The sequence below is a fragment of the Klebsiella sp. CN_Kp100 genome (assembly GCF_040065315.1).
Lineage (GTDB): Bacteria > Pseudomonadota > Gammaproteobacteria > Enterobacterales > Enterobacteriaceae > Klebsiella > Klebsiella oxytoca.
On record NZ_JBEAIJ010000047.1, the window covers coordinates 59396 to 82723 of the forward strand.

Annotated in this window: 34 protein-coding genes and 1 pseudogene; 2 read left to right on the top strand and 33 right to left on the bottom strand. The window is 52.6% G+C overall.

The window, feature by feature from the left end; genetic code table 11:
* Positions 1 to 405: 405 nt before the first annotated feature.
* The 28 genes from ABLV12_RS21695 to traM all read right to left on the bottom strand — a co-directional run bounded on the left by ABLV12_RS21695 (position 406) and on the right by traM (position 18848).
* A complete protein-coding gene (locus ABLV12_RS21695; RefSeq protein ID WP_224239693.1) occupies positions 406 to 936 on the bottom strand; it encodes a hypothetical protein in 531 nt (176 codons plus the stop codon).
* Between the two features lie 24 nt (positions 937 to 960).
* The gene (trbB, locus tag ABLV12_RS21700; protein ID WP_348867344.1) at positions 961 to 1515 is read right to left on the bottom strand and encodes a type-F conjugative transfer system pilin assembly thiol-disulfide isomerase TrbB; all 555 of its coding nucleotides are present in this window, start codon (positions 1513 to 1515) and stop codon (positions 961 to 963) included.
* A complete protein-coding gene (gene traQ / locus ABLV12_RS21705; RefSeq protein ID WP_224239691.1) occupies positions 1487 to 1726 on the bottom strand; it encodes a type-F conjugative transfer system pilin chaperone TraQ in 240 nt (79 codons plus the stop codon). Before traQ ends, trbB begins: the two co-directional genes overlap by 29 nt.
* Positions 1727 to 1736: 10 nt before the next feature.
* Positions 1737 to 2489, bottom strand: coding sequence for a type-F conjugative transfer system pilin assembly protein TraF (gene traF, locus ABLV12_RS21710; RefSeq protein ID WP_224239690.1), 753 nt, complete (start codon positions 2487 to 2489; stop codon positions 1737 to 1739).
* A gap of 18 nt (positions 2490 to 2507) precedes the next feature.
* Complete coding sequence (locus ABLV12_RS21715; protein WP_224239689.1) at positions 2508 to 2834, bottom strand: hypothetical protein; 327 nt, start codon at positions 2832 to 2834, stop codon at positions 2508 to 2510.
* Positions 2835 to 2844: 10 nt separating this feature from the next.
* Positions 2845 to 3072, bottom strand: a complete 228-nt coding sequence (locus ABLV12_RS21720; RefSeq protein WP_224239688.1) for a conjugal transfer protein TrbE — start codon at positions 3070 to 3072, stop codon at positions 2845 to 2847.
* Positions 3062 to 3343: a hypothetical protein gene (locus ABLV12_RS21725; RefSeq protein ID WP_348867345.1), complete on the bottom strand. Its 282-nt coding sequence runs from the start codon at positions 3341 to 3343 to the stop codon at positions 3062 to 3064. The genes ABLV12_RS21720 and ABLV12_RS21725 overlap by 11 nt, the downstream gene beginning before the upstream one ends.
* Positions 3344 to 3380: 37 nt before the next feature.
* Positions 3381 to 5261, bottom strand: coding sequence for a type-F conjugative transfer system mating-pair stabilization protein TraN (traN, locus tag ABLV12_RS21730; RefSeq protein WP_348867346.1), 1881 nt, complete (start codon positions 5259 to 5261; stop codon positions 3381 to 3383).
* Positions 5258 to 5875, bottom strand: coding sequence for a type-F conjugative transfer system pilin assembly protein TrbC (trbC, locus tag ABLV12_RS21735; RefSeq protein ID WP_064381378.1), 618 nt, complete (start codon positions 5873 to 5875; stop codon positions 5258 to 5260). The genes traN and trbC overlap by 4 nt, the downstream gene beginning before the upstream one ends.
* A gap of 12 nt (positions 5876 to 5887) precedes the next feature.
* Positions 5888 to 6871 carry a conjugal transfer pilus assembly protein TraU gene (traU, locus tag ABLV12_RS21740; RefSeq protein ID WP_177342975.1) on the bottom strand — a complete coding sequence of 328 codons (984 nt, stop codon included), beginning with the start codon at positions 6869 to 6871 and terminating at the stop codon, positions 5888 to 5890.
* A 19-nt stretch (positions 6872 to 6890) separates the two neighbouring features.
* On the bottom strand, positions 6891 to 7517 hold the full coding sequence (gene traW / locus ABLV12_RS21745) for a type-F conjugative transfer system protein TraW (protein ID WP_064381376.1): 627 nt from the start codon (positions 7515 to 7517) through the stop codon (positions 6891 to 6893).
* Entirely contained in the window at positions 7514 to 7915 is a 402-nt protein-coding gene (trbI, locus tag ABLV12_RS21750; protein ID WP_348867360.1) for a type-F conjugative transfer system protein TrbI, read from the bottom strand. The genes traW and trbI overlap by 4 nt, the downstream gene beginning before the upstream one ends.
* Positions 7916 to 7947: 32 nt before the next feature.
* Positions 7948 to 10587 (bottom strand): type IV secretion system protein TraC, encoded by a 2640-nt coding sequence (gene traC / locus ABLV12_RS21755; RefSeq protein WP_348867347.1) that lies wholly within the window; start codon positions 10585 to 10587, stop codon positions 7948 to 7950.
* A 130-nt stretch (positions 10588 to 10717) separates the two neighbouring features.
* On the bottom strand, positions 10718 to 11122 hold the full coding sequence (locus tag ABLV12_RS21760) for a hypothetical protein (RefSeq protein ID WP_348867348.1): 405 nt from the start codon (positions 11120 to 11122) through the stop codon (positions 10718 to 10720).
* The gene (locus ABLV12_RS21765; RefSeq protein WP_154904992.1) at positions 11119 to 11340 is read right to left on the bottom strand and encodes a hypothetical protein; all 222 of its coding nucleotides are present in this window, start codon (positions 11338 to 11340) and stop codon (positions 11119 to 11121) included. Before ABLV12_RS21765 ends, ABLV12_RS21760 begins: the two co-directional genes overlap by 4 nt.
* 23 nt (positions 11341 to 11363) lie before the next feature.
* The gene (locus ABLV12_RS21770) at positions 11364 to 11657 is read right to left on the bottom strand and encodes a hypothetical protein (RefSeq protein ID WP_348867349.1); all 294 of its coding nucleotides are present in this window, start codon (positions 11655 to 11657) and stop codon (positions 11364 to 11366) included.
* Positions 11658 to 11712: 55 nt separating this feature from the next.
* Positions 11713 to 12219 (bottom strand): hypothetical protein, encoded by a 507-nt coding sequence (locus ABLV12_RS21775; protein ID WP_348867350.1) that lies wholly within the window; start codon positions 12217 to 12219, stop codon positions 11713 to 11715.
* A gap of 197 nt (positions 12220 to 12416) precedes the next feature.
* Positions 12417 to 12938, bottom strand: coding sequence for a type IV conjugative transfer system lipoprotein TraV (traV, locus tag ABLV12_RS21780; RefSeq protein WP_348867351.1), 522 nt, complete (start codon positions 12936 to 12938; stop codon positions 12417 to 12419).
* Between the two features lie 22 nt (positions 12939 to 12960).
* The gene (locus ABLV12_RS21785; protein WP_348867352.1) at positions 12961 to 13185 is read right to left on the bottom strand and encodes a hypothetical protein; all 225 of its coding nucleotides are present in this window, start codon (positions 13183 to 13185) and stop codon (positions 12961 to 12963) included.
* The gene (locus ABLV12_RS21790; RefSeq protein WP_348867353.1) at positions 13166 to 13762 is read right to left on the bottom strand and encodes a conjugal transfer protein TraP; all 597 of its coding nucleotides are present in this window, start codon (positions 13760 to 13762) and stop codon (positions 13166 to 13168) included. Before ABLV12_RS21790 ends, ABLV12_RS21785 begins: the two co-directional genes overlap by 20 nt.
* On the bottom strand, positions 13755 to 15170 hold the full coding sequence (gene traB / locus ABLV12_RS21795) for an F-type conjugal transfer pilus assembly protein TraB (protein ID WP_348867354.1): 1416 nt from the start codon (positions 15168 to 15170) through the stop codon (positions 13755 to 13757). Before traB ends, ABLV12_RS21790 begins: the two co-directional genes overlap by 8 nt.
* Positions 15170 to 15910: a type-F conjugative transfer system secretin TraK gene (gene traK, locus ABLV12_RS21800; RefSeq protein WP_348867355.1), complete on the bottom strand. Its 741-nt coding sequence runs from the start codon at positions 15908 to 15910 to the stop codon at positions 15170 to 15172. Before traK ends, traB begins: the two co-directional genes overlap by 1 nt.
* Positions 15897 to 16463 (bottom strand): type IV conjugative transfer system protein TraE, encoded by a 567-nt coding sequence (gene traE, locus ABLV12_RS21805; protein ID WP_020323527.1) that lies wholly within the window; start codon positions 16461 to 16463, stop codon positions 15897 to 15899. Before traE ends, traK begins: the two co-directional genes overlap by 14 nt.
* Positions 16464 to 16482: 19 nt before the next feature.
* Positions 16483 to 16788 carry a type IV conjugative transfer system protein TraL gene (traL, locus tag ABLV12_RS21810; protein WP_020323523.1) on the bottom strand — a complete coding sequence of 102 codons (306 nt, stop codon included), beginning with the start codon at positions 16786 to 16788 and terminating at the stop codon, positions 16483 to 16485.
* Between the two features lie 13 nt (positions 16789 to 16801).
* Positions 16802 to 17170, bottom strand: coding sequence for a type IV conjugative transfer system pilin TraA (traA, locus tag ABLV12_RS21815; RefSeq protein ID WP_195440705.1), 369 nt, complete (start codon positions 17168 to 17170; stop codon positions 16802 to 16804).
* A gap of 68 nt (positions 17171 to 17238) precedes the next feature.
* Positions 17239 to 17439, bottom strand: a complete 201-nt coding sequence (locus ABLV12_RS21820) for a TraY domain-containing protein (protein ID WP_200093172.1) — start codon at positions 17437 to 17439, stop codon at positions 17239 to 17241.
* Between the two features lie 85 nt (positions 17440 to 17524).
* Positions 17525 to 18226: a hypothetical protein gene (locus tag ABLV12_RS21825; protein ID WP_224239676.1), complete on the bottom strand. Its 702-nt coding sequence runs from the start codon at positions 18224 to 18226 to the stop codon at positions 17525 to 17527.
* A gap of 229 nt (positions 18227 to 18455) precedes the next feature.
* Entirely contained in the window at positions 18456 to 18848 is a 393-nt protein-coding gene (gene traM / locus ABLV12_RS21830; protein WP_224239675.1) for a conjugal transfer relaxosome DNA-binding protein TraM, read from the bottom strand.
* A 494-nt stretch (positions 18849 to 19342) separates the two neighbouring features.
* On the opposite strand from traM, the gene ABLV12_RS21835 reads away from it, so the two are divergent.
* Positions 19343 to 19765: a transglycosylase SLT domain-containing protein gene (locus ABLV12_RS21835; RefSeq protein ID WP_239605204.1), complete on the top strand. Its 423-nt coding sequence runs from the start codon at positions 19343 to 19345 to the stop codon at positions 19763 to 19765.
* 22 nt (positions 19766 to 19787) lie between these two features.
* Here the strand turns inward: ABLV12_RS21835 and ABLV12_RS21840 are convergent, their stop codons facing one another.
* The 5 genes from ABLV12_RS21840 to ABLV12_RS21860 form a co-directional block, all read right to left on the bottom strand.
* Positions 19788 to 20330 (bottom strand): antirestriction protein, encoded by a 543-nt coding sequence (locus ABLV12_RS21840; protein ID WP_319382016.1) that lies wholly within the window; start codon positions 20328 to 20330, stop codon positions 19788 to 19790.
* Positions 20331 to 20956: 626 nt separating this feature from the next.
* Complete coding sequence (locus tag ABLV12_RS21845) at positions 20957 to 21790, bottom strand: N-6 DNA methylase (RefSeq protein WP_348867356.1); 834 nt, start codon at positions 21788 to 21790, stop codon at positions 20957 to 20959.
* A gap of 46 nt (positions 21791 to 21836) precedes the next feature.
* Positions 21837 to 22067, bottom strand: a complete 231-nt coding sequence (locus ABLV12_RS21850; protein ID WP_020314756.1) for a hypothetical protein — start codon at positions 22065 to 22067, stop codon at positions 21837 to 21839.
* A gap of 89 nt (positions 22068 to 22156) precedes the next feature.
* Positions 22157 to 22504 carry a hypothetical protein gene (locus ABLV12_RS21855; RefSeq protein WP_348867357.1) on the bottom strand — a complete coding sequence of 116 codons (348 nt, stop codon included), beginning with the start codon at positions 22502 to 22504 and terminating at the stop codon, positions 22157 to 22159.
* Between the two features lie 56 nt (positions 22505 to 22560).
* Entirely contained in the window at positions 22561 to 22899 is a 339-nt protein-coding gene (locus ABLV12_RS21860; RefSeq protein ID WP_348867358.1) for a hypothetical protein, read from the bottom strand.
* A gap of 177 nt (positions 22900 to 23076) precedes the next feature.
* Here ABLV12_RS21860 and ABLV12_RS21865 point away from each other — a divergent pair.
* Positions 23077 to 23328, top strand: a pseudogene (locus ABLV12_RS21865) (hypothetical protein); the annotation flags it as partial.

Sequence of the window (23328 nt, forward strand, 5' to 3'; positions counted from 1 at the left end):
TGATGAAAACAGATGCATATACTGACCTCTGTCAGAAATAAATATTGTTAGCGAAAGGATTGTCAGTGATGAAGTCAATATTTAGAAAGTTGTTTTGCCGCTTAGAGGATAAAGACGTTCGGGACAACTTACGCGATATATTCAGAGACGTACTTACCGGAACAACATTAATAACCCTACTAACTACATCTTCAGTATGGATGATTAAATTCTATGGTATTCCGGGCTGGTTCAGTTTGTTTTTTGCCGTCACAGCTGACTTTATTATTTTCACCTGGGTGGTATACAGCGTCCAGTTTTCACTGGAAAAAGCCATATCTCTGGAGAAGAAAACGAACAGGATTTTCGTTGTATTATGCATATTTTTATTCCAGGTAAGCATCACTTACAGCATTATAAATATCATCACGAGATGAATAACCCCGCATAACATCCCCATGACAGAAGCCAGCCAAATCCAGTCAGGGGAATGAGCACCCAGAATTCAGGCACGATATACAGAACATGGTTTTTTACGCGGCCTTCTGCAATATCTCTCTGTACCCACCCCGTCAGGTAACCGCACCAGAACTGAATCAGGAAAAGCGTTCCCGCCAGCGCAACAGGGCTCCACGTCCAGGCATGAGTGAGCATAACAAACGTAAACTGGAAAAATACGGAAATCACTCCACCTGGAATAATAACCGCCCAATGGACTTCGTAACAGGATGACGCCCCAACAGAAACAGAAAATAACAGACAAACCACAAGCATGGAAACAAACACAAAAGAGATTGCAACACATTCAAATGAGAACACAAAGACCAGGTTCAGGTAACTTGTCAACGAAGATATGTTAACCCTGATATAATATACCGCCATGATAATGCTGACTATCATGAAAAAATAAGCAACGTACATCGCAGACAACCGTTTTCTTGTTGCAGTATTATTCATCGATATTTCTCCGGCTATTAATTGTTACTTCATCATCTGAAACACCGTATCGACTCGTGCCATAAAGCCCTGCGCATCCGTGGCACCCTGCAGTACCGGATATGCCGCCAGCGTATTCACGTTGACCAGAAACGTGGTCGGCGTGGCCACCGGGATATTGGGAAAAAAGGTCTGCATCACCTCAGGCGGTACCGGGAGCGCCTCCGGAAAGGCCTCATCGCCCTGCCCGTCAATGGTGTAAGGGAAGACAGAGAAACCGTACTGCCCGGCCAGTTGCTTCAGGACCGGGTCAAACTTATGGCAGTACGGGCACTTCCCCTGCATGAACAACACCACTTTCCAGTCCCGCAGGTCCACCTGCCTGCCGTTGCTGAGCCGGAACCAGCAGGGCTGAGAGGATGTAGTCACTGCACGGGAGGCTTCATTCTGTGAGGGAGAAGACGCCATTCTGGAGATACCCTGCGGGTCCCAGAGCGACTTCACCTCGTCGAGTGTGCCCGCCTGCGCCATGCCGGAAAGGGCCAGGAGCAGGGTCACCGTTGCGGCTGTTTTAGTTGTGTTCTTCAGGCTGTTTTTCACGGGCCTTCTCCTCCTTTTCAGCTTCAGCGATGAGGGCGTTGAGAATGCGGTACCCGCCGAACACCACCATGCCCAGCCCGAAGATTTCTCCGGCCTGCACGGCCAGCTCAGGCTGCTTTCTGACGAGCCGGGCGATGAGGTGGAAAAATACGCCCACGGTCAGCACCCACATCCCGGTAATGTCTAAATCGGGAAAACGAATCTTTCGCATCACTCATTCCTTAAAAATTGGGTTTAAAGTCGCTGGAGACATAGAGGAACTGTTTCGCCAGGTCGTCCTGGCTGATGAATCCATAACTGAGCGGCTTCACCTGCCCGCTTTTCGGGTCGACCAGCATCATGGCGGGAAAGTACTTCACGCCAAGTTGTGCGGCCTGTCCCTGGTCCATCCGGCTGTCGGGCAGCATGGGGTTAATGACACCGTCAACTGACACCGGTATCACGCTCAGGCCATAGGTTTCGCGGAAGTTCTGAATCACCTGGACCAGCTGGCCGTCGATGGCTTCGCGGCCCCGGTAAAAGAACATCACGCCAAAATGCTGCGCGAGGGTGGAGATGGCCCGGCGCTGTTCGGCATAATCAGCGGCCAGCTGGTTTTTTACCGTGCCGTTGTAGTGGCTGTACTGCAGGTTGTAATCGAGCTCCGGGTGCGCCAGCATGGCTTTCTTTGCGCTCATCGAGAACAGGCTGGCCTGCTGCGTCCAGTAGTTCTGCAGACGGAAGTACTTCACAAAGGCCGGTACTGAGGGGTACATAATGGCTTCCGCCAGCGCTTTCTTCGTCGCCTGCTGCAGGGCGGCCTGCTTCTGGAGAATATCCATTTGCAGTGGCGGTGTAGCCGGAACCGGTGGCTTGTCAGTATCCCGGGGCCTCAGCTTCTCGTTGTACCACTGCCAGCCTGCGTCTTTGGCGAAAGCCGGCAACAGGGTGCAGCAAAGGCACCCCGCCAGAAGGGCGGTGTGTATTTTTCGCATGATAACGACCTGTTTTAATCAGTGTGGCTGGAGTGAGATGTACTGATAGACGATGTATTTATCGAGAGTGATGGAACGTCTGCCGGCATCATCGCGCCCGACAAAATGGTCGCCCTCGCAATACAAAAAAAGATGGTACATTTCTAAATCGACCCGCTCACCCGCTTTCACCACCCAGGCGGCCTGAGAAATCCGGTCACACTGGATACCCCAGGAGCGATTGGTCGTCCTGAACGCACTAATCTGTTTGTCCCGCCACAGGCTGTAAGACATGATGCTCACCAGAAAAACAACAAACACGCTGACAAACAGCATCACCATTACATACGATTTTCTCTCTTCCATCCCTGCTCCTTCATTTTCCCTTCTGTAAAAGTCTGGCCAGCGCCGAAAAAAACAGATAATTCATAAGCCCGACACCGCCCATGCAGAGAATAAAGATAACGCTCAGGATATAATCACTGCCTGATGTTCCTTTGACGGCATCACATGAAAAGTACAGCACCGGTGAAACAATAATTACCGTCAGCGTCAGTCTCAGAGAAAAATCGACGGCATGATGTTTGTAAAAATTAACTTTCATTCTTTTCTCTCCCGTTACGAGTATTCTGTTTTACACCGTCAGTTTTGTGAAGCCCGATAACGTAGAAAATGAGTGATGCCGCCCCCATCCCCATCGACTCAGACCAGCCCCGTGCAGACAGTCCTGCAAACGCAACGGCAACAGCGGCCTGGCACGTCAGGGCACCCAGGAATATCAGGAGCAGACTGCGGCCTGACATGCATAAAGCAATACCAGTCGGAATAAAAAGAAAGACCACAAGCAGAACAACCACCATGAATGACGCGGCCATTTAATCACCTTTAGATATGTATGTTATTAAAGAGGGGTTACTTTGCAGAAGACTGTGTGAGAAGCTCTTTAATGCGTTCTTTCGTTTTTTCTGTCAGCGCTGAGTTCTCAGGAATAGACTGGTTCTTCATTAAATCCTCCATGAAGTTCGTGAAATCCAGCTGGTCAAAGTTAATACGCTGAAGCTCGTCCACGCTGATACCCCGACAGTCCGGGCTTTTCGCTCCACCAAATCCGATATGCAGCTGGCCGTTACGTCCCTGCTGCTGAACAATCTGCGCCAGTTTTGAATCAAACTGACAGTAGCTGCGCTTTTTCTCCAGACAGACACCCAGGACTTTTTTCGAACAAAACTCCCCGATGCTGATGGTCAGCTTGTTGGCTTTGGCTTTCGCGAGCGCCTTATCTTCGCCGCTGCAGCGCGCCAGCCCCACATCCTGGCCCCAGCCGCTGTCCTTGCAGCAGTTACTGAATCCGGCGGCGAACTTTTTGCAGTATTTCGCGTTGCCGGTGAAGGCCCTGACATTCACGCCGTCCATCTCAGCCACGTCCTTACCGGCTGCCGCCAGGGCGGCCAGTTCGGAGACTGCCTGACTAAAATCATTATTCTTCCCGGAGGCCGCCTTATCGCATTCGCCATCGAGACAGAACACATCCCCGCCGCAAATCATCTGCTTCCCGCTGGTCCGCGTCTCACAGGAGAACGTGGCGTACTCATGAAGACAGGTCCCGCTTCCGTCCTCACTGTAAAAGGCGCACTGGCGGGATGACAGGGTGCAGGCTTTGTTATCCATCAGAGACTGACAGGCACCAAAATCTGCAGGCTGAGTAATGTACGTGTCCCTGTAAGCCCAGCAGGCCTGATAAACCGGGTACGCTTTCCCGTCCTGCCAGACCTCTTTCGTGCTTCCCGGCTCAGTACATTCTGACGATGTTTTGTTTCCTTCATCTTTGTTAAAGGCGCAGTTCTCAACCCAGGTGATGTCAGGCTCCCACTCTTTTGAGGCGACCTGCATTGTGGCGCGGATGTTCAGCGTGATGTAACCGGAGCGGAGATTCCGGGCCAGTATGCCGGCGAAGTAGCTGACCGAATAGCTGTCATGCAGCTTAATGGTCATAATCTCATCCCGGCCCTCCACAACCTGATAACCGCCACCGGAAAGGGTTTTCCACTCCCGCCCCCCTTCCACACGAACCGAACCGCCAAGGGCATAGAGCGTCCTTGCCTGCCCCGGTGGCGCATAATTCGGCAGGCTGGTAATGAAATACTGCGCCTCTGCATGAATAAGCGTCCCTGTCACACCGAAGGTGAAGCGGACTTTCACCTGGTCGCCCTCCTGCCAGGCATCCTTCAGCGCCACGCTGTACACCTCTGTCGTCGTCGTATCGTTATAGTGACCGGTAATAATCGCCGTCCGCATGCAGTACTGCTCGACCTGCAGGTCGCGTTCACAGGTGTGGTTCGCGAATTCACTGCGGTTCACTACCTGTGCCGTACAGGCCTGTCCGGTATCCCCGACAATCGTATCCGCCCGGGATTCGATGTCTTTTGCCGACTGAATAAACGGTGCCTCCGGGGAAACCAGGTCCGGAGGCCGGTTCGTGAATGACTCCGTAATGGTTTTACCGGTCTCGCCCTGACTGAACTCAGAGGCCGAGTCACCTTTCAGGGCGCTGTCTCCGCTGGCGGTGACGCCGCCGTAGTATTTTGTCTGGTCCGGGCTGTCGGTATACCCCGGCAGGTTTTGCTCGCCGCTGAAGTTTTTCAGCGAGTCAATCCCGCTGCCCTGCACCTGCTTCGCAAAATCCGACCCGGCTTTATAATCAGTACCGCTGTCAGCACAGGCCGGTGATGCCAGCCAGATGAAAGCACTAAGGACAGAGGCGTGTAGTGTCAGAATGAGCGGGATACCTTTCACCGGACACCTCCCAGCATTGTTCTGGCCGTCTGTGCGCAGTCACCTGTTTCTGCCACTTTCTCCAGCGCCTGTTTCAGGCGAATATTGCCGCGCACCACGTCGAACCCCGTCTGGCACCGGACCACCAGGGCCGGTACACTCCGGATGTTGTACTGCGCGTACAATGTCGGGTCGATTTGAACACCGTCGGTGACGCCGTCCTTTACCAGCTGCAGCACCGCGTCAGTAGTGGTCTTCATGTCGTTGTTGATTAATCCCCGCAGTGTCGCCGGAATACCGTACTGGCGGGTTTCATGCAGCATGCGCTTCAGTCCCTCTTCCGGTATCGAGAAGGAGACAAAATACAGTGCTCCTTCTGTCGGCTTTTCCTGATTCACTGCTTTCTGCTGGCTCAGAAGATTATCGATAAACTGGCTGTCTGAGCGGTTGAGTGGATTGCGCTTAATCTGCGCTTCCAGCTCCTGCTGCAGCTGTCTGTCCGGATGCTGGCGCAGCTGCTCGCTTAAATTCTCCTGCTGTTTCAGCCAGGCTCTGTCTTCAGTTGTCGGACCAATGGCCCCACACACCTTCATGGTCAGTAAGGCCATCACTATCATCGCTTTGATAAATTTCATCGGAGACTCCTGTCAGAGGAAGACGCAGTTACGTTTACGCCACATCAGATAGCCGTAGTTCTTTCGTGAGTTGGGGGGATTTCGCCCCGCTTCCCAGCGCATCACGCTGCGACCCACGGGATGGCACTGACCGCTGTCGGGGTACATGTTCACCATCTGATAGCGCCAGCGCTCTTTGGGGATAATCGGGGACGGATACTCATAGCAGACTGCCTTGTCCTTGCCGATGCTCTCCATAATCTGGCCCTGCCGGTGAAGCTTGTAGGCCATGCGCTCGCTGACCAGTAACGATGACTGCAGCGGACTGGACTCGTTGCTGACCCAGCCGCTGAAGGGGTACATCGATCCCTGAGAGCCGGCGCACCAGAACAGAACATCCAGCGGCATATGAAACGCGCTGGCCATCGCATCAGCAGCACAGGCGCCCTGCGCAATCGGGTTGGCAAACAGAATGGCTTCCGGATTCAGGATGGTGGTCAGGCTGCTGTCCACCCAGGTCGGGTCAATTTCGGAGAGATACGCGATATCCATATCGCCCCCTTCCAGGCAGCCTGCTGACGTGATGATGTTCAGCCAGTAGGTCAGCGGGTATTTGTACCAGTGAACGTGATAGAAAGCCCCGTTCACCTGCTTGTCGTCTTTTTTCGCGGTACCCATACCGGTCTTGCCGAGGTTGATGCTGAAGCCACCGAGATTGACCATGCAGCCCGGCGAACGGCTGACGTCCGTCATCGCCATGGGCTCCCAGTACCCGATGGCAAGCCCGGGGCGAACAAACAGCGGTGGCGGAGCCGGGCAGAGCTGCAGGGGGCTGCCGGGATTGCTGGTATCCGGCAGGTCACCTTTGCCGACCTGCACGCTGCCGAGCGACAGGGGGAAGATACAGCGCCAGCACACATCGGTGATCGGGTTAACAAATCGCCCCTCACAGGAAGGGTCAGCAGCCGCACTGAGGCTGTACCCCCATAACGCCAGGGCACTCAGAAGGAGAGTCAGGGTTTTCACAGAAACATCCTTATTTAACAGGGAAGGTCTCAATATTCAGCCGTTCACCGGAAGGCGCCGGGGTGATACGCGCCGGCACCGTGGTCAGCCCGAAACGCTTACTCAGGACGCCGTTCTGGTCGAAATAAATCCGGCTGTCCAGCGCGGCGGACGTGTCCGGCACGCTGCCGCGCACCAGGATAATCTTGCTCATCAGGGTTTCCGGGACCTGGCGCTTCATCCACGCTATCTGGTCGGCATCATCCCCGTTGATAAAGTACAGGGTCTGCATAAACGGCACGGTTTTCAGGGGGTTCACCACATCTCCCTTGCGGGCAAACACCCGCCCCTCATGGTCCTTCAGGTCTTCGCTCAGGCGGATACTGGGGTCAAACCAGCGCTGCCCGTACTTCTCTGCCCGCTTAATCCCTTCCACCGGTGCCGGACGCTGGCTGTTTTCAATGACGCGCTGTTTAAACTCATCCATCGTCTGGTCCCACTTTCCTGTGGTCTGCAGCGTCTGCAGACGCTGCGTGATGAGCTGCAACATGTCCTGTTCACGGACGGGCCATAAATCCCCCCAGGTCCCGAGATCAGCAGCCTGCGTCAGCGGTGACAGCAGACAGCCGGCGAGCAGAAAAGCGCGAAGTGTTGTCATTCACGATCCCCCTTCATCCGGCGGGCAATGTCGTGCTGAATGGTGCGGGTCACATCGGATGCGCCCTGAACCACGGCGGGCGAGACCAGAATGAGCACATGATGTTGCTGCTGATAATCCGCCAGGCTCTTCTCCAGCGCGTCGTTAAACCGGTCCGAGAGCGCTTTTGACTGCGCCTCTGTCAGCGGCTTCTGGCTGACGCTGTCCATAAAGCTGTCGAGCGTCTTTTTCATATCGAAGGCCACCACCCGTGGCGTGGTGTACGTCAGCATTACCCGCGTGAGCATGACGTTGCAGACCAGGGTAAAAACGACGAGGGCGGTGATGATCAGCACCCGCCGGAAAGTGCGCGATGGCGCTTTGTTTTGCTGCTGTTCCGGCCTCTGCTGCTGTTGCATCTGCTCCGGTTGTTGCTCTGTATTCTCTTCCATCAGCGGTTTTCCTCTGTGTCGTTTTCAGATATCCGGGATTCAAGCTCAGCCATCTCCCTGTCAAAGTTCCGGCAGGCCAGTCCGTACACCGCATCGTGAATATCGACACCTTCTGCCCGGCGCGCTTTCATGTACTCAAAATCCGGGCCTTTGGAGGAGTACATCGCCCGGCTGAGCGGGTCGACAAACAGGCGGTGCCAGGAGCAGTTCGCCTCCACCTGTAGCATAAAAGAGGAGAACCATTGCTCTTTGGCCGAACCGAAACCGTTAATCATGTCTTTCTCAAGCTTGCTGAACTGGTCGGGGTACAGCTGGTTGTATTTGGCAAACTCCTTGGCCGACTGTTTCAGAATGGCCTTGTACGACGAGTTACCCCAGGCGGCCCGTGCAGCGCTCGATGCGGTCGGGGAGTCGAAGTCGACGATGTTCTGGGTGATGGTGATATAGGCCCCGGTATGCCGGCGCGCCGTCCGGTAACCCTTCTCAATGAAGGTCCCCACCTTCTCGTTTTTGAAGTCCAGCAGTCGCCAGCCTTCATCAATCACGTTGAGTTTTTTCAGGCTGCGGGGAGACTGGTACATCCGGTTCTCGATATAGATGATGAGCGAGAACATCACCGCGACCAGCAGGGACTGGCGCGACTCCAGCCCGCCCAGTTCAAGAACCACCATCCGGGCATCGTCGTGCAGGGACGGCTCATCGGAGTTGAAGTATTCCCCGTACAGCCCGTTCACCGTGTACTGGTCGAGCAGGATAATCATGTCATCGAGACGGCTGCGTACGCCCGGCGAGTCGGCGTATTCCTCACTGTTTTTCTCGCTCTGGAGGAAGGCCACCACATCATCGATGCGCGCCTTGTTGCGCTTGCTCAGCCAGGCCGCCCGGACCGCCTGCAGGAGCAGACCTTCGTGCACCTCATCCAGGTTGCCGTTGGGACTGGCCATCACCGACATCTGGTCGCGGATACGCTCGGCGGACAGGTCAAAGTTCGCGTCATCGAGAATATTGGCGAACGGATTAAACTTCAGCGAGTCGCCGTCGAGATACACGCCACCCATGTTTTCGCACAGGGACTTGTAGCCGTCGCCCATGTCGAACACCCAGGCAAAACCGCCGGAGTCGAGCACGCTGCGAATGAGGGGCTGAATCAGACCGGTTTTCCCCGCCCCGGAGGTGCCGCAGACCGCCATGTTGAAGTTGGTGTTGTTCATTCCCTCGTAGAACAGGTCGATGAATGCCAGCTGGTTACGGTAGGTGGGGGCCAGCAGACCAGACGGTGCCAGCGGACTGTCAGCGACAATCGGCAGAAGGTTGGCCACCTGAAACGTCTCAGCCCGCTTCACCACACCTGCCGCCTGCAGCTCTTTGAACAGGCCTTCCCCGCACTTGAACGGCAGCATGGCCAGAAAGTTGCGCAGGTGATGGTAGCGGGCCGGGATAAGCTGAAAGCCGCCCTTACGATAGCTGTTGAGCACCTGCTGTTCGGTAGCGAGAGAGGCCTCTGCGTTGTCGGCGGTATACGTGGTGATGTTAAAGAAGTAGGACACCAGAGAGGTCTGGTTGGTCGCCAGACGCTGGCGGATATCGCCCCACTCCTGCACCTCCTTTATCACGTTCGGAAAATACTTCGCGTAGGAGGTTTTGCTTTTCTTCTCCACGTCCATGAATTTCAGGTTGGCTTCGTTCTGGGTCTTCACCTGGTCCTCGACCATCAGCGTCAGCGTGATGACAAAGGGGCAGGAGATGGAGAGCTCCGGGTTCAGCAGGTTGGCGTAGTTGTCAGCAGCGGTCCAGAGAAAGGCGATTTCCGGGTCACACTCCAGGTGGTAGTTCGTCACCCGGGTCACGCACTCTTTCCCGTCGCGCCCCAGGCGGCCGATTTTCAGGTGACCGGCCGTGACCTGCATGTCAAAGCTGTCATCCACGCACTGGTAGTTCAGGTCCTGATACGGGTCCAGCTTGTACGGCACCCGGTACATCTCATGCGGGTCCGGGTTAATCAGCTCCCGCATCAGCTCGACCAGCCCGGCTGCATCGAGGATACGCGTCGGGATGTAAGCCCCACCGAGCGATGCCCGCAACACTTTAATCTGATTCTCCAGCTCCACAATTTGCGTGGTGGAGTTCTTCTTGCGGGGCACGCAGCAGGAGATGTAGACGCGGTAGTTACGCAGCGTCAGGGGCAAATCCAGATTGTCCGGCAGAGGAAACTGTGTTTCAGCTGCCCGGAGGTAGTAGGCGCGGGTGATGGCATTGAACTTTTTAGCCTGTGTACCGCTCCAGCGGAATTCACGCAGGCCGTAGTCGATATCATTCCCGACCAGCTTACTGGATACCAGATGAAAACTGACCGGCACCCCCCGGGGAAGTTTACTGCGCAGTAAATGCTCCAGCGTGGAGACGATATCTTTATCCGCACCGGGAAGCGGGCGCGCTTCAAACATATAGCCGACGGTTTTGTTATTAATAAACAGCCCGGTCGCAGAGTCGTAATCCCTGTAAGGCAGGATACGGCTGAACTGGGGGAAGTTCATGCTGCCCAGCGTGTCATTGGCTTTGGCAGATTCGTCGGGCAGCTTCAGCGCAGAGACCAGCGAGTTCACGGCCTGCGCGACGGTATCCATGATGTTATTACTCATGCGAGCATTCCTTAATACATTTTAGAAAATCAGAGAAATATCAGGCTGCGGGTCGTGGGTATATCACGCAAAGCCATTTTTAAATCGCAGACACAAATAAGCACCGATAGTCGCTCAGGCAAAGAAATAACTATTCACCTGCACGCTTATATAACTCCCACTGGCGGATATACTCATCATACTGAACCTTCGGTATGTTAATGATGACGCCGGCACAATCCAGTTTATTAACAGGTTCGGTAAATGTGCCCGTCGGAATGTTGACCTCCAGGAGTTTACAGTCGTTCTTCCAGTGTTTCCCGGCCTCCAGTTCGTCCATCGTGAATGACTGACTGGTAAAGACGATAAGTATGACAAACGCCACCACTGCCATAAGCGCACTAAAGAAAAATACATTAGCTCTGCAGACTCGCAGATTAATCTTTTCAGGGATAACAAACATGGCCAGAGCACCGACAACACCGATAACAAAAAGGATCAGGCATACACCAATTAGCCACTCAATATTATCGCCTTCAAGGTAGTAAGCTCTCATTGACTGCCTCCGCTCAGCGTTTCCATCGTACTGTTCAAAGGCTCGCGCGTTTTAACCTCAATGCACTCCCCTGTGTTATTTCCGTAGCCCCTGCCTCCACGCGCTTCGACTGCCCGCAGCATTTTCAGGCAGACATCCGTATTGGGCATAGGAGTGAGGTTCCAGATCCCGCCGCCGTTACTCGGCGTCATCAGCACCAGAAAAATGAAGGTATGCATACCTTATAGTCTCCGTTTATAAATTAACGACCGAACAGTTCTTCGAGTAATGCTTTGAGAGTTGTTATTTTCTTACCGCCATTTACCGTGCTGTCATAATCAGCCTTGCTGACATTTTCAATAACATCACCACACTGAAGCCGGTTTTGTGCGGGAGATAAAAAACCTCTGTCAATATTCGATTCGAGTAATCGGCAGTCATTCATCCAGTGGCGGGAGAGTGTTTCCGGTACCGTGTCATGGCCGGGATAAAACACCAGGGCATATACTGTATACGTAAATACCAGTGCGAGGCCCCATTTTAATGGTTCACTCATAACATGCTTCCCCTTGCGTTTCCCCTCGTTAATTATCAGAGGGAGAGATGGTGACTTACTTTGACGGCGATAACTGGAAGCCGGGCGTGCGCTGAATCAATGCCTGCTCCCTCTTTATAATTTCAAACATCTTGTCTGCAATCATTTCTGGCGTTGCATCAGGCGGATAAAACAACGTTACGAGTTCACTTTCCGCCGGAAATTTTAAATCGTTAAGTATATGGAGAATTCTCTCCTTATCGTCTGATGGCGCGTTTGAAAACTTAAGTGTCAGGAAATACACTACAATCCCCAGAATCGGAGTGATAAACGGTGATATTCCCAGATTATTTTTAAAAGTCCAGCTGGCCAGCATCACAAGACCACTACTTACCATTGCAATCGTGCCACGTGGAGAATCATGTTTTTCTGAGTGAAAGTAATTTTTTTTAAATTGCCTTCTCTTCATCATGATCAATATCAGTGAATTTTCCATCTTCTTTAATTTTTTATACCAGTCGGAAAGTTGTTCAGGGGGCAACGTGACTTCTCTGTCATGCCCTTCAATATTGTCGTTCATCATTTAAACCTCACCGGTGTCAGACTGATTGACGGGGTGAGCCGCAGTCTGTCCATCATTTTAAAAAAAGGAGCGATGTCCCCTTCTCTGGACACGCTACCGCCCTCCCCTTTCAACGCGCAGGGTACTCGTTATAAAGCCGGTAATATGAAAGCGCCTGCTGCACCATTCATGGCGCAGGCATGCCGTTAATCCGTTATTCAGTTAATCCGGGGCTGGCCCCATGCGGATGGCGTCACCACAAATAACACCGTGGTGGGCTGGTGATAGACGTCTTCAGCATCGATATACGGCGCTATCCAGAGGGAGGCCGTCTGTTCCCCCTTCCTGAGTGGGCGGGGATAATTGCCCGGCAGCGTTGCAGGTGAACGAAATGTCTGGCTGACCGGCGTGGCAGTGAGCGGCGCGCTCAGCATCCCTGCCGGCTTTACTGCCGCCGTTGACACTGGAGTTGTGCCGGTTGCAGAGAGGGTCGGTTGCGGCGGCAGCGGGTACGATACCTGCGACAGCGTGCGGAAGTTGCCGTCAGCCAGTCGAGGCAACCCGGCCGCAGCCGGCTTTGCGGCGCTTTCCTCCCGGGCCTTCGCTTTCTCATTCGCCTGCTCCATCGTCATACAGGTATCCGATGTCGTGGCATTACATTCGAATTCCGTCTCTGTGCCCGCGCACCCGGTTAAGAGCAAAGCGCTGCCCAGAGGAATTAACAGCATTAATTCCTTCATGATATTTCTCGCTATTTATCAGTTATTTTTTCAGGTTCATCCTGAACAGGGTGTTTGCCTTAATCGTCCGGACAAATTTATCCCGCTCTCCCGGACTCATCGCTTCGTCAACACGCTTAAGCTGAGTGACATCCGAAAGGGCAAAAATCAGTTCTGATGAAAACGCCGTTTTTCCTGCACCAGGCTCCCCGACCGGAACCGCATTACCGGTTTCATCGGGGTATGGATTATTTCTCTTTGTTTTCATTTTTATCTTCCTCGCTGAATCTGGCGGAAGGGTCATAAATCACGATGGTCTCACCGCGTTTCTGATATCCGGCCAGTAACGGTGATATCGCGCCTTTGCCGGGTCTGCATCCGGGAAAAACATTCCCCCGCGCATCCCTCACCCACGTGATACCTGTTCTGCTGGCAGGGGTACGGCCGAAAACCACCGCGACACCCGTAAACACCACCGCCATCAGAAACCAGAGCCAGAGGATGTGTTTCGTGTAGCCCTGGTCGATATGTGCTGCATACCCTGCCGCATCCGTACTGAAAGAAGAGCAATCTTCCTGTAAAACAGGAGGCAGTAATGGCTTCACCGCATCACCATTGAGTGCTTCGCGCGAAGCGGGTCCCGTGCAGTCGTGAATGACATATCCTTCCCGCTGCACCGATTCGATGGTATTCACCAGCATCTGACCGGGCGTGATATGACCACGCCACAGCACTGTTACAATCAGCAGCATCATGGTGGCCATCGGATACACCACCGCATGCTGAATCAGCCAGCGGAACCAGCGCAGCGAGGACAGAACGAGAGCGGCGCGGGACTTAACCATGATTTTCTCCCTGCACTTCTCCGCCTGGTGAGAACTGGCGAGGGTCCAGCTTGCCCAGCTTTTTCAGCATTTCGTCAGTGTTAAACCCGTTCAGGTTGCTGCCTGACTGTTGCGCTTCAGGCTGCGAGACCGGCTCCTGATTCTGCGCCTGTTGTTGTCCGTTCTTTTCCGCCTCCAGCTCCTCAATGGTTTTCAGCTGGAACCCATCCTGAAAGACCACCGTCACCTCATTGCCGGCCCCAATCGGAATGACGGGGTGGTACTGCTCGGCACGTTTGATGTAGTACTCGCTCAGCGTCTGCGCCGCTTTCGACGCACCGCCGCCAATCCCCATTTTCAGAACGTCGCCGGCACCGACCGTCGCCGTAGCCCCGAGACCCACGGACGGCTGTGACGCCCGTTCCATCCCCTGACCAATTCCGTCAACAAAGCCAGCACCCCAGGCCCAGCCGAGGATTTTGCCGTTACGCATCACGACTTCCCCTTTCACCCCGTTCTTACCCATGAAAGAGACGTGCCCGGCTATCGGCTGGTCGATGGTTTTATCGCCTTTGATACAGCTGATGTTCCGGGTACGAACGATGGCGCGCTCACTGGAAACATCCCCCCAGGCTTCAAGACCGACAAAGCAGCCGGTCAGGTCATACGTTTTGCTGTTCGGCATCTCGACACGCCCCACCACACGCAGCTGCATCGGCACCGTGGATTCGTTACCCGTGACAGAAGCATTCGCATCAGCCCCTTCAATCAGGATGCTCTTCGCAAAGCTGCCGGATGGAATGTAAGGCAGCTCCCGGCCTTTTTTACCCCTGTCGTAGCTGAAGGTCTTGCGCTGTATCTGGTTCGGGACCGGTACAGACTGGTAGCTGACCTGTGGCGGTGGTGTGGTGCCGTTGCCCGGATAAAATGCCGTCGGAGGCGGTACCGCGCCGCCGGACTGCGGCGGATAGCTGGCTGGCTGCGGCTCCCCTTCCGGACCGGGTGGCGGTGACGGAGGGGTCGGCGCGGGTTCGCCACCAGAGACAGCGGGTCTCACGCCCAGTGCCTTCAGCTGTTCCTGCATGGCCGCATTCTCATTGCTGAGTTTGTCGATACGTATCTGGTCAGCCGAGCGCGCCTTACTGAGCAGGTCCACTTCCCCCTGAAGGGAGGCAAATCGCTTGTTCAGGTCTGCCGCCGTGGCCTGCATCTCGGTGGTGGCATGCTGCTCCACTTTGCTGTTGAAGCTGCTGTCGACCACCCCGGTCATGTCCGGTGCGGGTTCGCCCTGAGCAGGGGCCTCTTCATCAGAGCTCAGGTTCAGCTCTGAAAGATACAGACCGCCGCCAACGGCAGCTGCGCCGCCCACCAGAATGAGCCCCAGCCAGAGGTACTGCTTGCGCTTAATCAGCGTGTTGAAGTTCGCCATCAGCGGTTCCCTCCAGCATCAGAGGTGGTCACCCAGACCTGCATCCGGCCACCGGCGGTCAGCGGTCCTGCAGGCGTACTGAGCATGACGGCGCGCGTGCCGGGCTGCCAGAAATCGCTCTCACGCACCATACGAGGCGACAGCGAGACATTATCCAGACTGTAACGGACGACCTTCAGGTGATGCCCTGTCCAGACTCTCTCTGCCGTGGCACGCAGGCCAGCAGATACCGCGAGTGTTTCTGAGGTGACCGGGACCACCTGATAGTCACCGGGAACACTGCCCTGGCGAACGGCACGGTTCAGGGTGACCAGCACCGACTCATACGGATTCGACTCTTCCCAGGCTTTCGCCGGCCCGGGAGTGCCGGTCAGCTCACTGACCAGTTGAATGGTTCTCCCGACGCCTGCGCGCGGCACAGCACGTATGGAGAAGTTCAGGCCGCGCTCGGTTTCCACGATAAAGGTGAACGGCTTTTTGCTGACGGTCGCGAGAATGGCGCCACCGCTGTCGGTCTGCTCCTGGTTGGTCAGGCCGCCGTCGAGGCTGTTAATTGCCGTGATACGGTCCCCGGGCACGGTGAAGAGATTCGGGTCAGTGTTGCTCACCGCGATATTAGCCTGCCCGCCGTTCGTCAGAGGCACTACGGTCGGGGCCAGCGTTCCGCTGAGGGTGACGGACATAGCTGGCGCCATAAATAACAGGTAGCCTGAAATAAATAACGGGTTAATTTTTTTCATTATTTATTTCTCCGAAACGCGCCAGCCAGCTGACACCGTCGACACGACTGAACTGAATGACATAACTTTTAATTTCGCTGTAGGGTTTCGAATCACCAATCCATGTTTTCAGCTCCCCCCTGATATCAACGCGGTTCTCCGCAGGCCAGGCGCGGACAGACGTCATATAAAAGGTGGCGTTAACATTATTTTCTTTTATTCGTTTCGCATCTTCAGCCAGCTGGACCTTAAGACTGTTCTGCGAGGCCGGTAATACATACCGGAGCAGCTGCTGATGCTGGGCATCAACCGTTTCCGGTGTGACGTTAAGGCGAAGCGCAATAAAACTCAGCCCCAGTTGTTCAATATAAGAGGCGTCGGCCTGATTCTGTGAAACCGCAAACGGGGCACTGAATAACATCGGCGTCACCGCCACTTTTTGTTCTGTCTGAAGGCGGTAGTTATTAATGCCCTGAATGATATTTGTCGCAAGACTGAGGGTAAAAAGCGTCCCCAGACAGATAAACCCCACGGCGATAACACGCGTGGTATCTTGCCTGGCACCATGTTCCATATGTTATTTCCCCGTTGATTTATTTAATCCACTGCCGGAAACAGGAGTCCGGAACATCATGAAAGAAACCTTTAAGAAGGGACGTTGGCAGATACCAGTAAATCAGATCGCGTAGCCAGGAGCTGCCCCGCCCTTTTTTCAGTTTCTTGATACCCCAGAAAACCAGTGCCGCTGCAGCCATACCAAATATGAACTTGCTGGTCCAGAAACCCCAGCCGAGACATATCACGGCCGGGATAAGTTCATCGAGATATAAACCAAACCAGCGGGACTGGTTAGTCAGTGTTTCCGGGAAACGGTATTTCTTTAATTCGTCTCCCGTCATCACTTATTCCCTGTCAGTAACCGGCGACCGACATACCGATGGTGATAAAGGTGGAAATAATGGCGAAGCCGAACAGGAATTTCACGTTCTTGGTCATCATGTACATGATGCCACCTGCGATAACTTCTGCCAGTACCACCCACTTGACCACGCTGGAAGACTTACCGAAGGTACCCTTGACCGTGGTATCACCGGACTTCATCAGGTCGGTTGCGGTGGTGGTGGCCATCGCAGCGTCCGGGAAAAACGCCGCCACAGCAGCAACCGGCAGCGCAACTTTAGCGACTTTCAGAGCTTTCTTTTTGTTGAAAACGCGGGTCAGAAAAGACGGCTTAGTTTCTTCAGAGACAGCAGTGTCCTGAACACTTAATACAGCATTCATGTTTATTTCCTTTAAAGAAAATGTATATGTTAGTTAAAAATCACGTCTGCACTTTATTGATTATACTCTTACCTTTCTTCCTCCTCTTTCTGTTCCGAAAAGATATAGTTTGGAAAACGCTTTAAATGATCTTTAAGGCGCATAGCCACCTCAGTTGATTTAGTTCTGCCACTTCGATTCTTGGCACTAACTAAAACATTATGAGTGTCGTCATCAAGGTAAACGGAAACAAGAGTTTTGTTTCCGTTACTGGTATAACGCTTTGACACACAATTTCTCCGATTCGAGACCTTATAGACAAATCATTACACAGAAAGACACAGGAAATAAAGGGGCTAAATAGCCCCAAATTATTTAACACCTTTTTAACACTATATATTCGTAAACATTCTCAATAAAAAAATATATTTTCCTGGTCTTATAACAATCAGATATAAATGAGCTAAAGGAAGGATAAATCTCCAATACTTTCTCTTTCGAACGATCGATTCTTTTTTTTACAATTTTTTGAGATACACAGATATAACTTGATATATCCAAATAACTAAAACCAAGTACATAAAATGAAAGGGGAATGATATTCAAATCACTTATCCTTGAAATAGCCTCATCAAAATCTGAATTACCTTTTGATTTTATAAACTCCATTTTCCGGCTGGATAATAGCACCGTTATCAGAAGATTTATTTGCCAAAAAAAATAAAAATCATCATCCAAAAGACTGATACACTCAATCCGAATTTGAAAATTCGATTTTCCATACGAAAAGATTTTACTTAACACACAACCTTTACCTAGCACCATGCAATCAAGTTCTAATTGGGAAAGCATCAACTCCAATTCGTTAAATGAGCTTGAGAAACTGCCTGTCACACCTTCTGTTTTAAAAAAGTCATAGATTTGTTCAAATGCTGTATTTGAATATAGTACATCGCGTTGTTGATTTCTTACGCAAACAGAGACAGGTGATGTGTTATATAACGCCTTTATGTGGAGAATAGTTTCCCTAACCGATTGACTTAATCCTTCATCACTACTACGATCCATCGCACACATAGGTGCCTCCTTAGAAGGTTTCTATGGATAGTTGGTGTAGAGAGGCTCAATCTCTCTACACCAATGCTGCTCAAATTTTAAAATACAGTTGAATTATATAATTCAGATCGCAGAATGTCACTAAAGAACGATAGATCTTTATGCTGAATATCGAACTTAATTAAGCACAATCTATTTTATTTAACAATCATACTGAAAAGATAAAATAAGAATACGAAACATCCTTTACCTATTCATTGCGCTCACTTTCGACATCAGGAAAAAAAACATCCATAACTTCTTTAGCATCATCCCTGATATTCATAACCATCGATTTGAAATCAAAACGTTCATCGCCTTTAATATGTGGACTAAGCGATTCGATAGCCAGTACTTTTGATATCGTGAATTGAGTTTTCAATACATTTTCAAGCAACAGCTTATTGAATTCTGTCTGATTGAATCCTGACTCTTTTCGTTCCATCTGGGCTTCATACACACGCAAACCAAGCTCAAGAAGCATTGAGGCGACACTAGAAAAGCTGACATCCTTCTCCTTTGCCCCTTCAGCTCTGCGTTTTTCAACAATTGAGTTAATTTTTTCTGCTACTTCATCACTGGCATATGCCTGAACTCTGGCCATTCCCTTTCCCTTATTTAAATCACCACCAATAAAACCATTACGAATGAAACATACCCTGAGTTTTATAAGATTACAACTCTAGACTTAAGTCGCGACTCAAGGCAAGTTGCTTTGCAACTTACTGCACGACTTAAGTCTAGAGTTGAGTTTTTATAACTCATTGAAACTATATTAATGAGTTGAATCCAACTCGTCAGAGAGTTGCTGATGAGTTGTCAGCGACTCACTGACGACTTCCTTTCACACATTAAAAAAATGTACTGCACATTATTATTTTCTTAACTCACTGTTTCCAAAATACAATCTGCAAAATTTTAATTTTGCGTAGTGTGTGGTGATTTTGTGGTGAGGAGTGCATATTTGTTGAGTCTGGTTCTGGTCTGGGTTAACGTATTTACAGGAATCGGCCCGGAGGGAGTCTTTTGAGAAAAAAACTGGCGTTTGCTGCCCTGCTATTAATATCCACGCCTGCATGGGCCACGGATTGTTTTGATATGGCGGGACGGGATTACCGGATTGATCCGGATCTGCTCCGGGCTATTTCATGGCAGGAATCGAAATGGGTGGTTGATGCCATCGGTAAAAATCCGGGAACAGGATACGGTGCCGGACTGATGCAGATCGATTCGCAGCACCATGCCCGGTTATCGGAGTTCGGTATTAAACCGGAACATCTTCTGACGGATGCCTGCCTGAATATTTATACCGGTGCGTATTATCTGGCGCTGGCGTTTAAGAAGTGGGGCGTCAGCTGGGAGGCGGTCGGTGCCTACAACGCGGGATTCCGCAGAACGGACAGACAGGCGATGCGGCGACTGGCCTATGCGAGAAAGATTGAAGCTGTATACCGGGCCATCAAGGCAAATAAAAACGCCGGACAATCCCGGGCTGTTAAAAACGAAAGACCTCATGAATGAGGTCTTTTTTTCAGATGTATGATTAATCAATCGCCCGCCAGATTAAATGCCGTTCGGGATGATGAATAATGCTGATATAGTCTTTCAGCGCATCCTGACGGGAAACCAGATGTTTACAGACGCGGGCATATTCCGGCCCCATATCCGCCACCTGCCACGACAGCCAGTTCATTATCGTCAGCGTGGCAATAATTCCTGCTGCATCGGCGCTGACGTCACCGTCAAAATAATTGCCGGGGATGCGCATCCTGTAAGACTGTTTTCCTTCCGGCGCAATGTACCCGGTCTGCGTGGTGATGAACTGAATGCGGTTCGGTGTAATATTCCCGCCGACACCCTGCGGAATAATCCAGTAAGACCAGAATCCGCCATCGTAATCCGAATGCTGGCGTAACCAGCTCGCCGCCATATTATCGGCTGACGGCGTAAAAAAGAGTGCCGGGATAAAATCCAGACGCTCATCGCCATCGGTAACTGCATAACGCAGATATTTGTCAGTTTTAAATTGTTCGTCTGATTCACGAGTGGCGGTGTTGACGTTGGTGTTGACGTTAATTGTGTGCATGCTGGTTAACTCCTTCGCGGTTTATTAAATCGTTCGACTTCATCACTGAGCGGCAAAGGGCAATTTGCAGCCGACGGGGAGAAAATAAAGGGGCGCGAAGCGTTTATACACCCCTTTATTTTCGCCACGGCGGATGCTAAAAGCCGCCCTCCGCGAAAAGATGGTGTCGGGCGATATAGCGCGGGGCTGAGCATGCACACAACCCGGAGCGTCAATTCGGTCTTTATCGAATTCACGTTCCGGCCATCAGAGTGGCGGGTATTTATCGCCACGGTGAAAGCGGCGCATCCTGACAAGGATGCAGTAAGCGCGATGTTGAATTTGCGTCAGGATGGAAGCCCGGCAGGGCAGAGACAGCTTGCTGGCTCTGTTCACGACAGCCGTGTCCCGCCAGGGACGACGCCCGGACCAGTTTTTATTATTTTCAGCGCAAAGGATAAATACCAGAAGAGATAAACAGCAGAATGCCGGATGAAATATAACAGTGACAAATAAATAATAATGAAGAGAGAAACCCGCGACTGACTGATACGGGCGGCGCGTAGCGCAGCCGGTATTATCCGGCACCGCAGGTGCGCGGCCTTTTTTCCGCAGTCGGGCAGGATATCCCCTGCCCTTCCGGTTATTTACGCAGCTTCCTGTATCCCGCGTATAAAGTCCCGCATCGCCCTGAACCGGTTCAGGTCAGCCAGCCGTTTTTCAAAGTCATTGAGATAGTACACAGGTGTGTATCTTACCCGCCGGAACTGCATTGTCAGGGTGTTGCCCGTGACCACTTCGGCGGCAATCCCCAGCAGAGACAGCTGGATGAAGGCCATATCTGCCGCCACCGGGTCGATATCGATGCAGCTGCCGAACATGTGCATGGAAGGGTTGATATCCGCTTCAAGCAGGCATTCGGCATACGCAATCAGCATCCCGGCAGCACCGCAGGCCGGGTCGCTGACCGTGGCTATCCCTTCCCGCCGGACAGTATCCCTGACGCCCGGCATCAGCATCCGCGCCATCAGGCACTGGACCGAATACGGGGTAAAATACTGCCCGCGAAAGTTATCTCCGAGTTCAAGCTCCATGAAAATGGCGCCGAGAAAATCGTGAAATTTCGCCTCCAGTGCGCATACCATCATGCAGAACATCTCCTGCATGTTCGCGATATCTGATGCCTCATAACGCGCACAAATTTTCCGGCAGTGCTCAATGCTTTCCGGCGTTCTGATGCGGGCCATATCCAGTTCACTGGCGGCCAGTGACAGAAAATCACTGAACACCTCCCAGCGCCCCAGATGGCGGCCCGTGTCTTTAAACACGCGGATAAAGCGGTCCCTGCTGTACCGGGCACTTATCATCCGCTGAACAGAAGGCACCTCTTCCGCGACCTGAGTCCTCACCTGAACGACCGGGGGATTGTCTGCGGTTTCTCTGGCTGTGTTGAACACATCGGCAAAACTCAGCTGTGACATACAATTATCTCCGCTGTTGCCGCTCCCGAAGGAGCGGCTCACCTTATCAGTTACATGCGCGTTTAAGTTCAAGCGTGCGGAGCACCTGCCCGAAAGCAGTGTTGTTCATCGCCGGGATATGGACGCCGCGCCCCTTGCGAATACTCCGGGCAATATGTCGCCCGAAAGCTTTGAGCGCCGGGTCAATCTCCCGCGCGGCGATGTCATCGCGCAGAATGCGCTGGTGACGGCGGGGCTTTACAGCCTCAGTGGAAGGTGAAAGAATAGAGATCGTCATATATGACTCCTTTCGGGTGTAAAGATTGACGCAGAAGTTGTCTCACCAGCTTCTGCGTCGTGGACGAAGCAGGGTTTTCCCTGCTTTTTTCATTTCCGGAACAGGTTAAATTTCTCCTTAATGCGCGTTTTAATCTGCGCATGGCTCAGGTTGCACACATCCCGCAGCCGGAAATATCTGGCTCCGCAGCGGGCGTAAATCTCTGTCACGTCACCGCAGACCATCTCCTGCAGCATGAATGTCTCCCAGACACCGTTATCACTCGTTGACCAGTTGAGCGGGTACATCAGGCCCAGCGCGTCGTGGAAGGCGTGAACGTCGATTTCAGCGGGCGCTTTCACCGCCGCTTTCTGGCGTTTCAGCCAGTATTCGCGCTCGGCTTCGGCGGTGACCTGCATTCCCGGACGGGCTGAGGATTCAGTCAGGTGTAAGTGCATGATTTTCTCCTTCGGGGGTAAGAGGTGGCAGCAACATTCCGCCACCCGTTTTTTGTCTATTCGTTTTCCGCCAGTTCACTCATCAGCACATCACGGGCTTCCTGCGCGTGCTCTTCTTCGGCTAACGTCAGCAGATACCCGCGTTTTGCCGCCGCGCCCATAAGCACCGGGCGGTCTTTCAGCGGCAGCGCATCCAGATAATCCAGCGCATCGCCCAGCACGCGCGCCTGATACAGCTCGTAGTGCATCCCGCAGCAGCGCCCTGCTTCTTTCTCGATGCGCGCAAGCACCACATCGGCGCGGATAACATCGAACGGGTTAGCGGCGTGGATATTGCGCACAAAGCCATCAGTACGCAGAACGGACGATATGGAATGAACGATGCGGGTATTCATGAATGTTTTCCTTTTTCTGACTTTAAGGTTTTAAAACCCTCACCCGTTGAGTTGCCGGGGCCGCGGTTTTGACGTTTTGCGGGGACCTGCTGCTCTGCTCCGCTGGTTGTTACCTTCACCCGTTTGAGAGCCGTTCGCCGCAAGGGCGTAAACGAGCACGGCCCGGTGAAGCCGTCCATGCCGGACGTGAAAAGTTTTTGCGGGTCCAGGCAAAAAGTTTTTATGGCCGTGCGCCAGCAGTGCATGGACGGCAAGACGGGTTGTGCTTGTCTCAGCCCCGGCGAAAGGACTCAAAGGGGTGAAACGGCACCGGGTAAGGAAAGAGCAGGAACCCGCCGCAACGTCGGAGAAGCGGCAGCGAAAACGGCGTTGCCCCTTACAGCCCGGCGGCCGTTTGCCGGGGTGCGAAAAGCGCAGGTGACGGCGCGT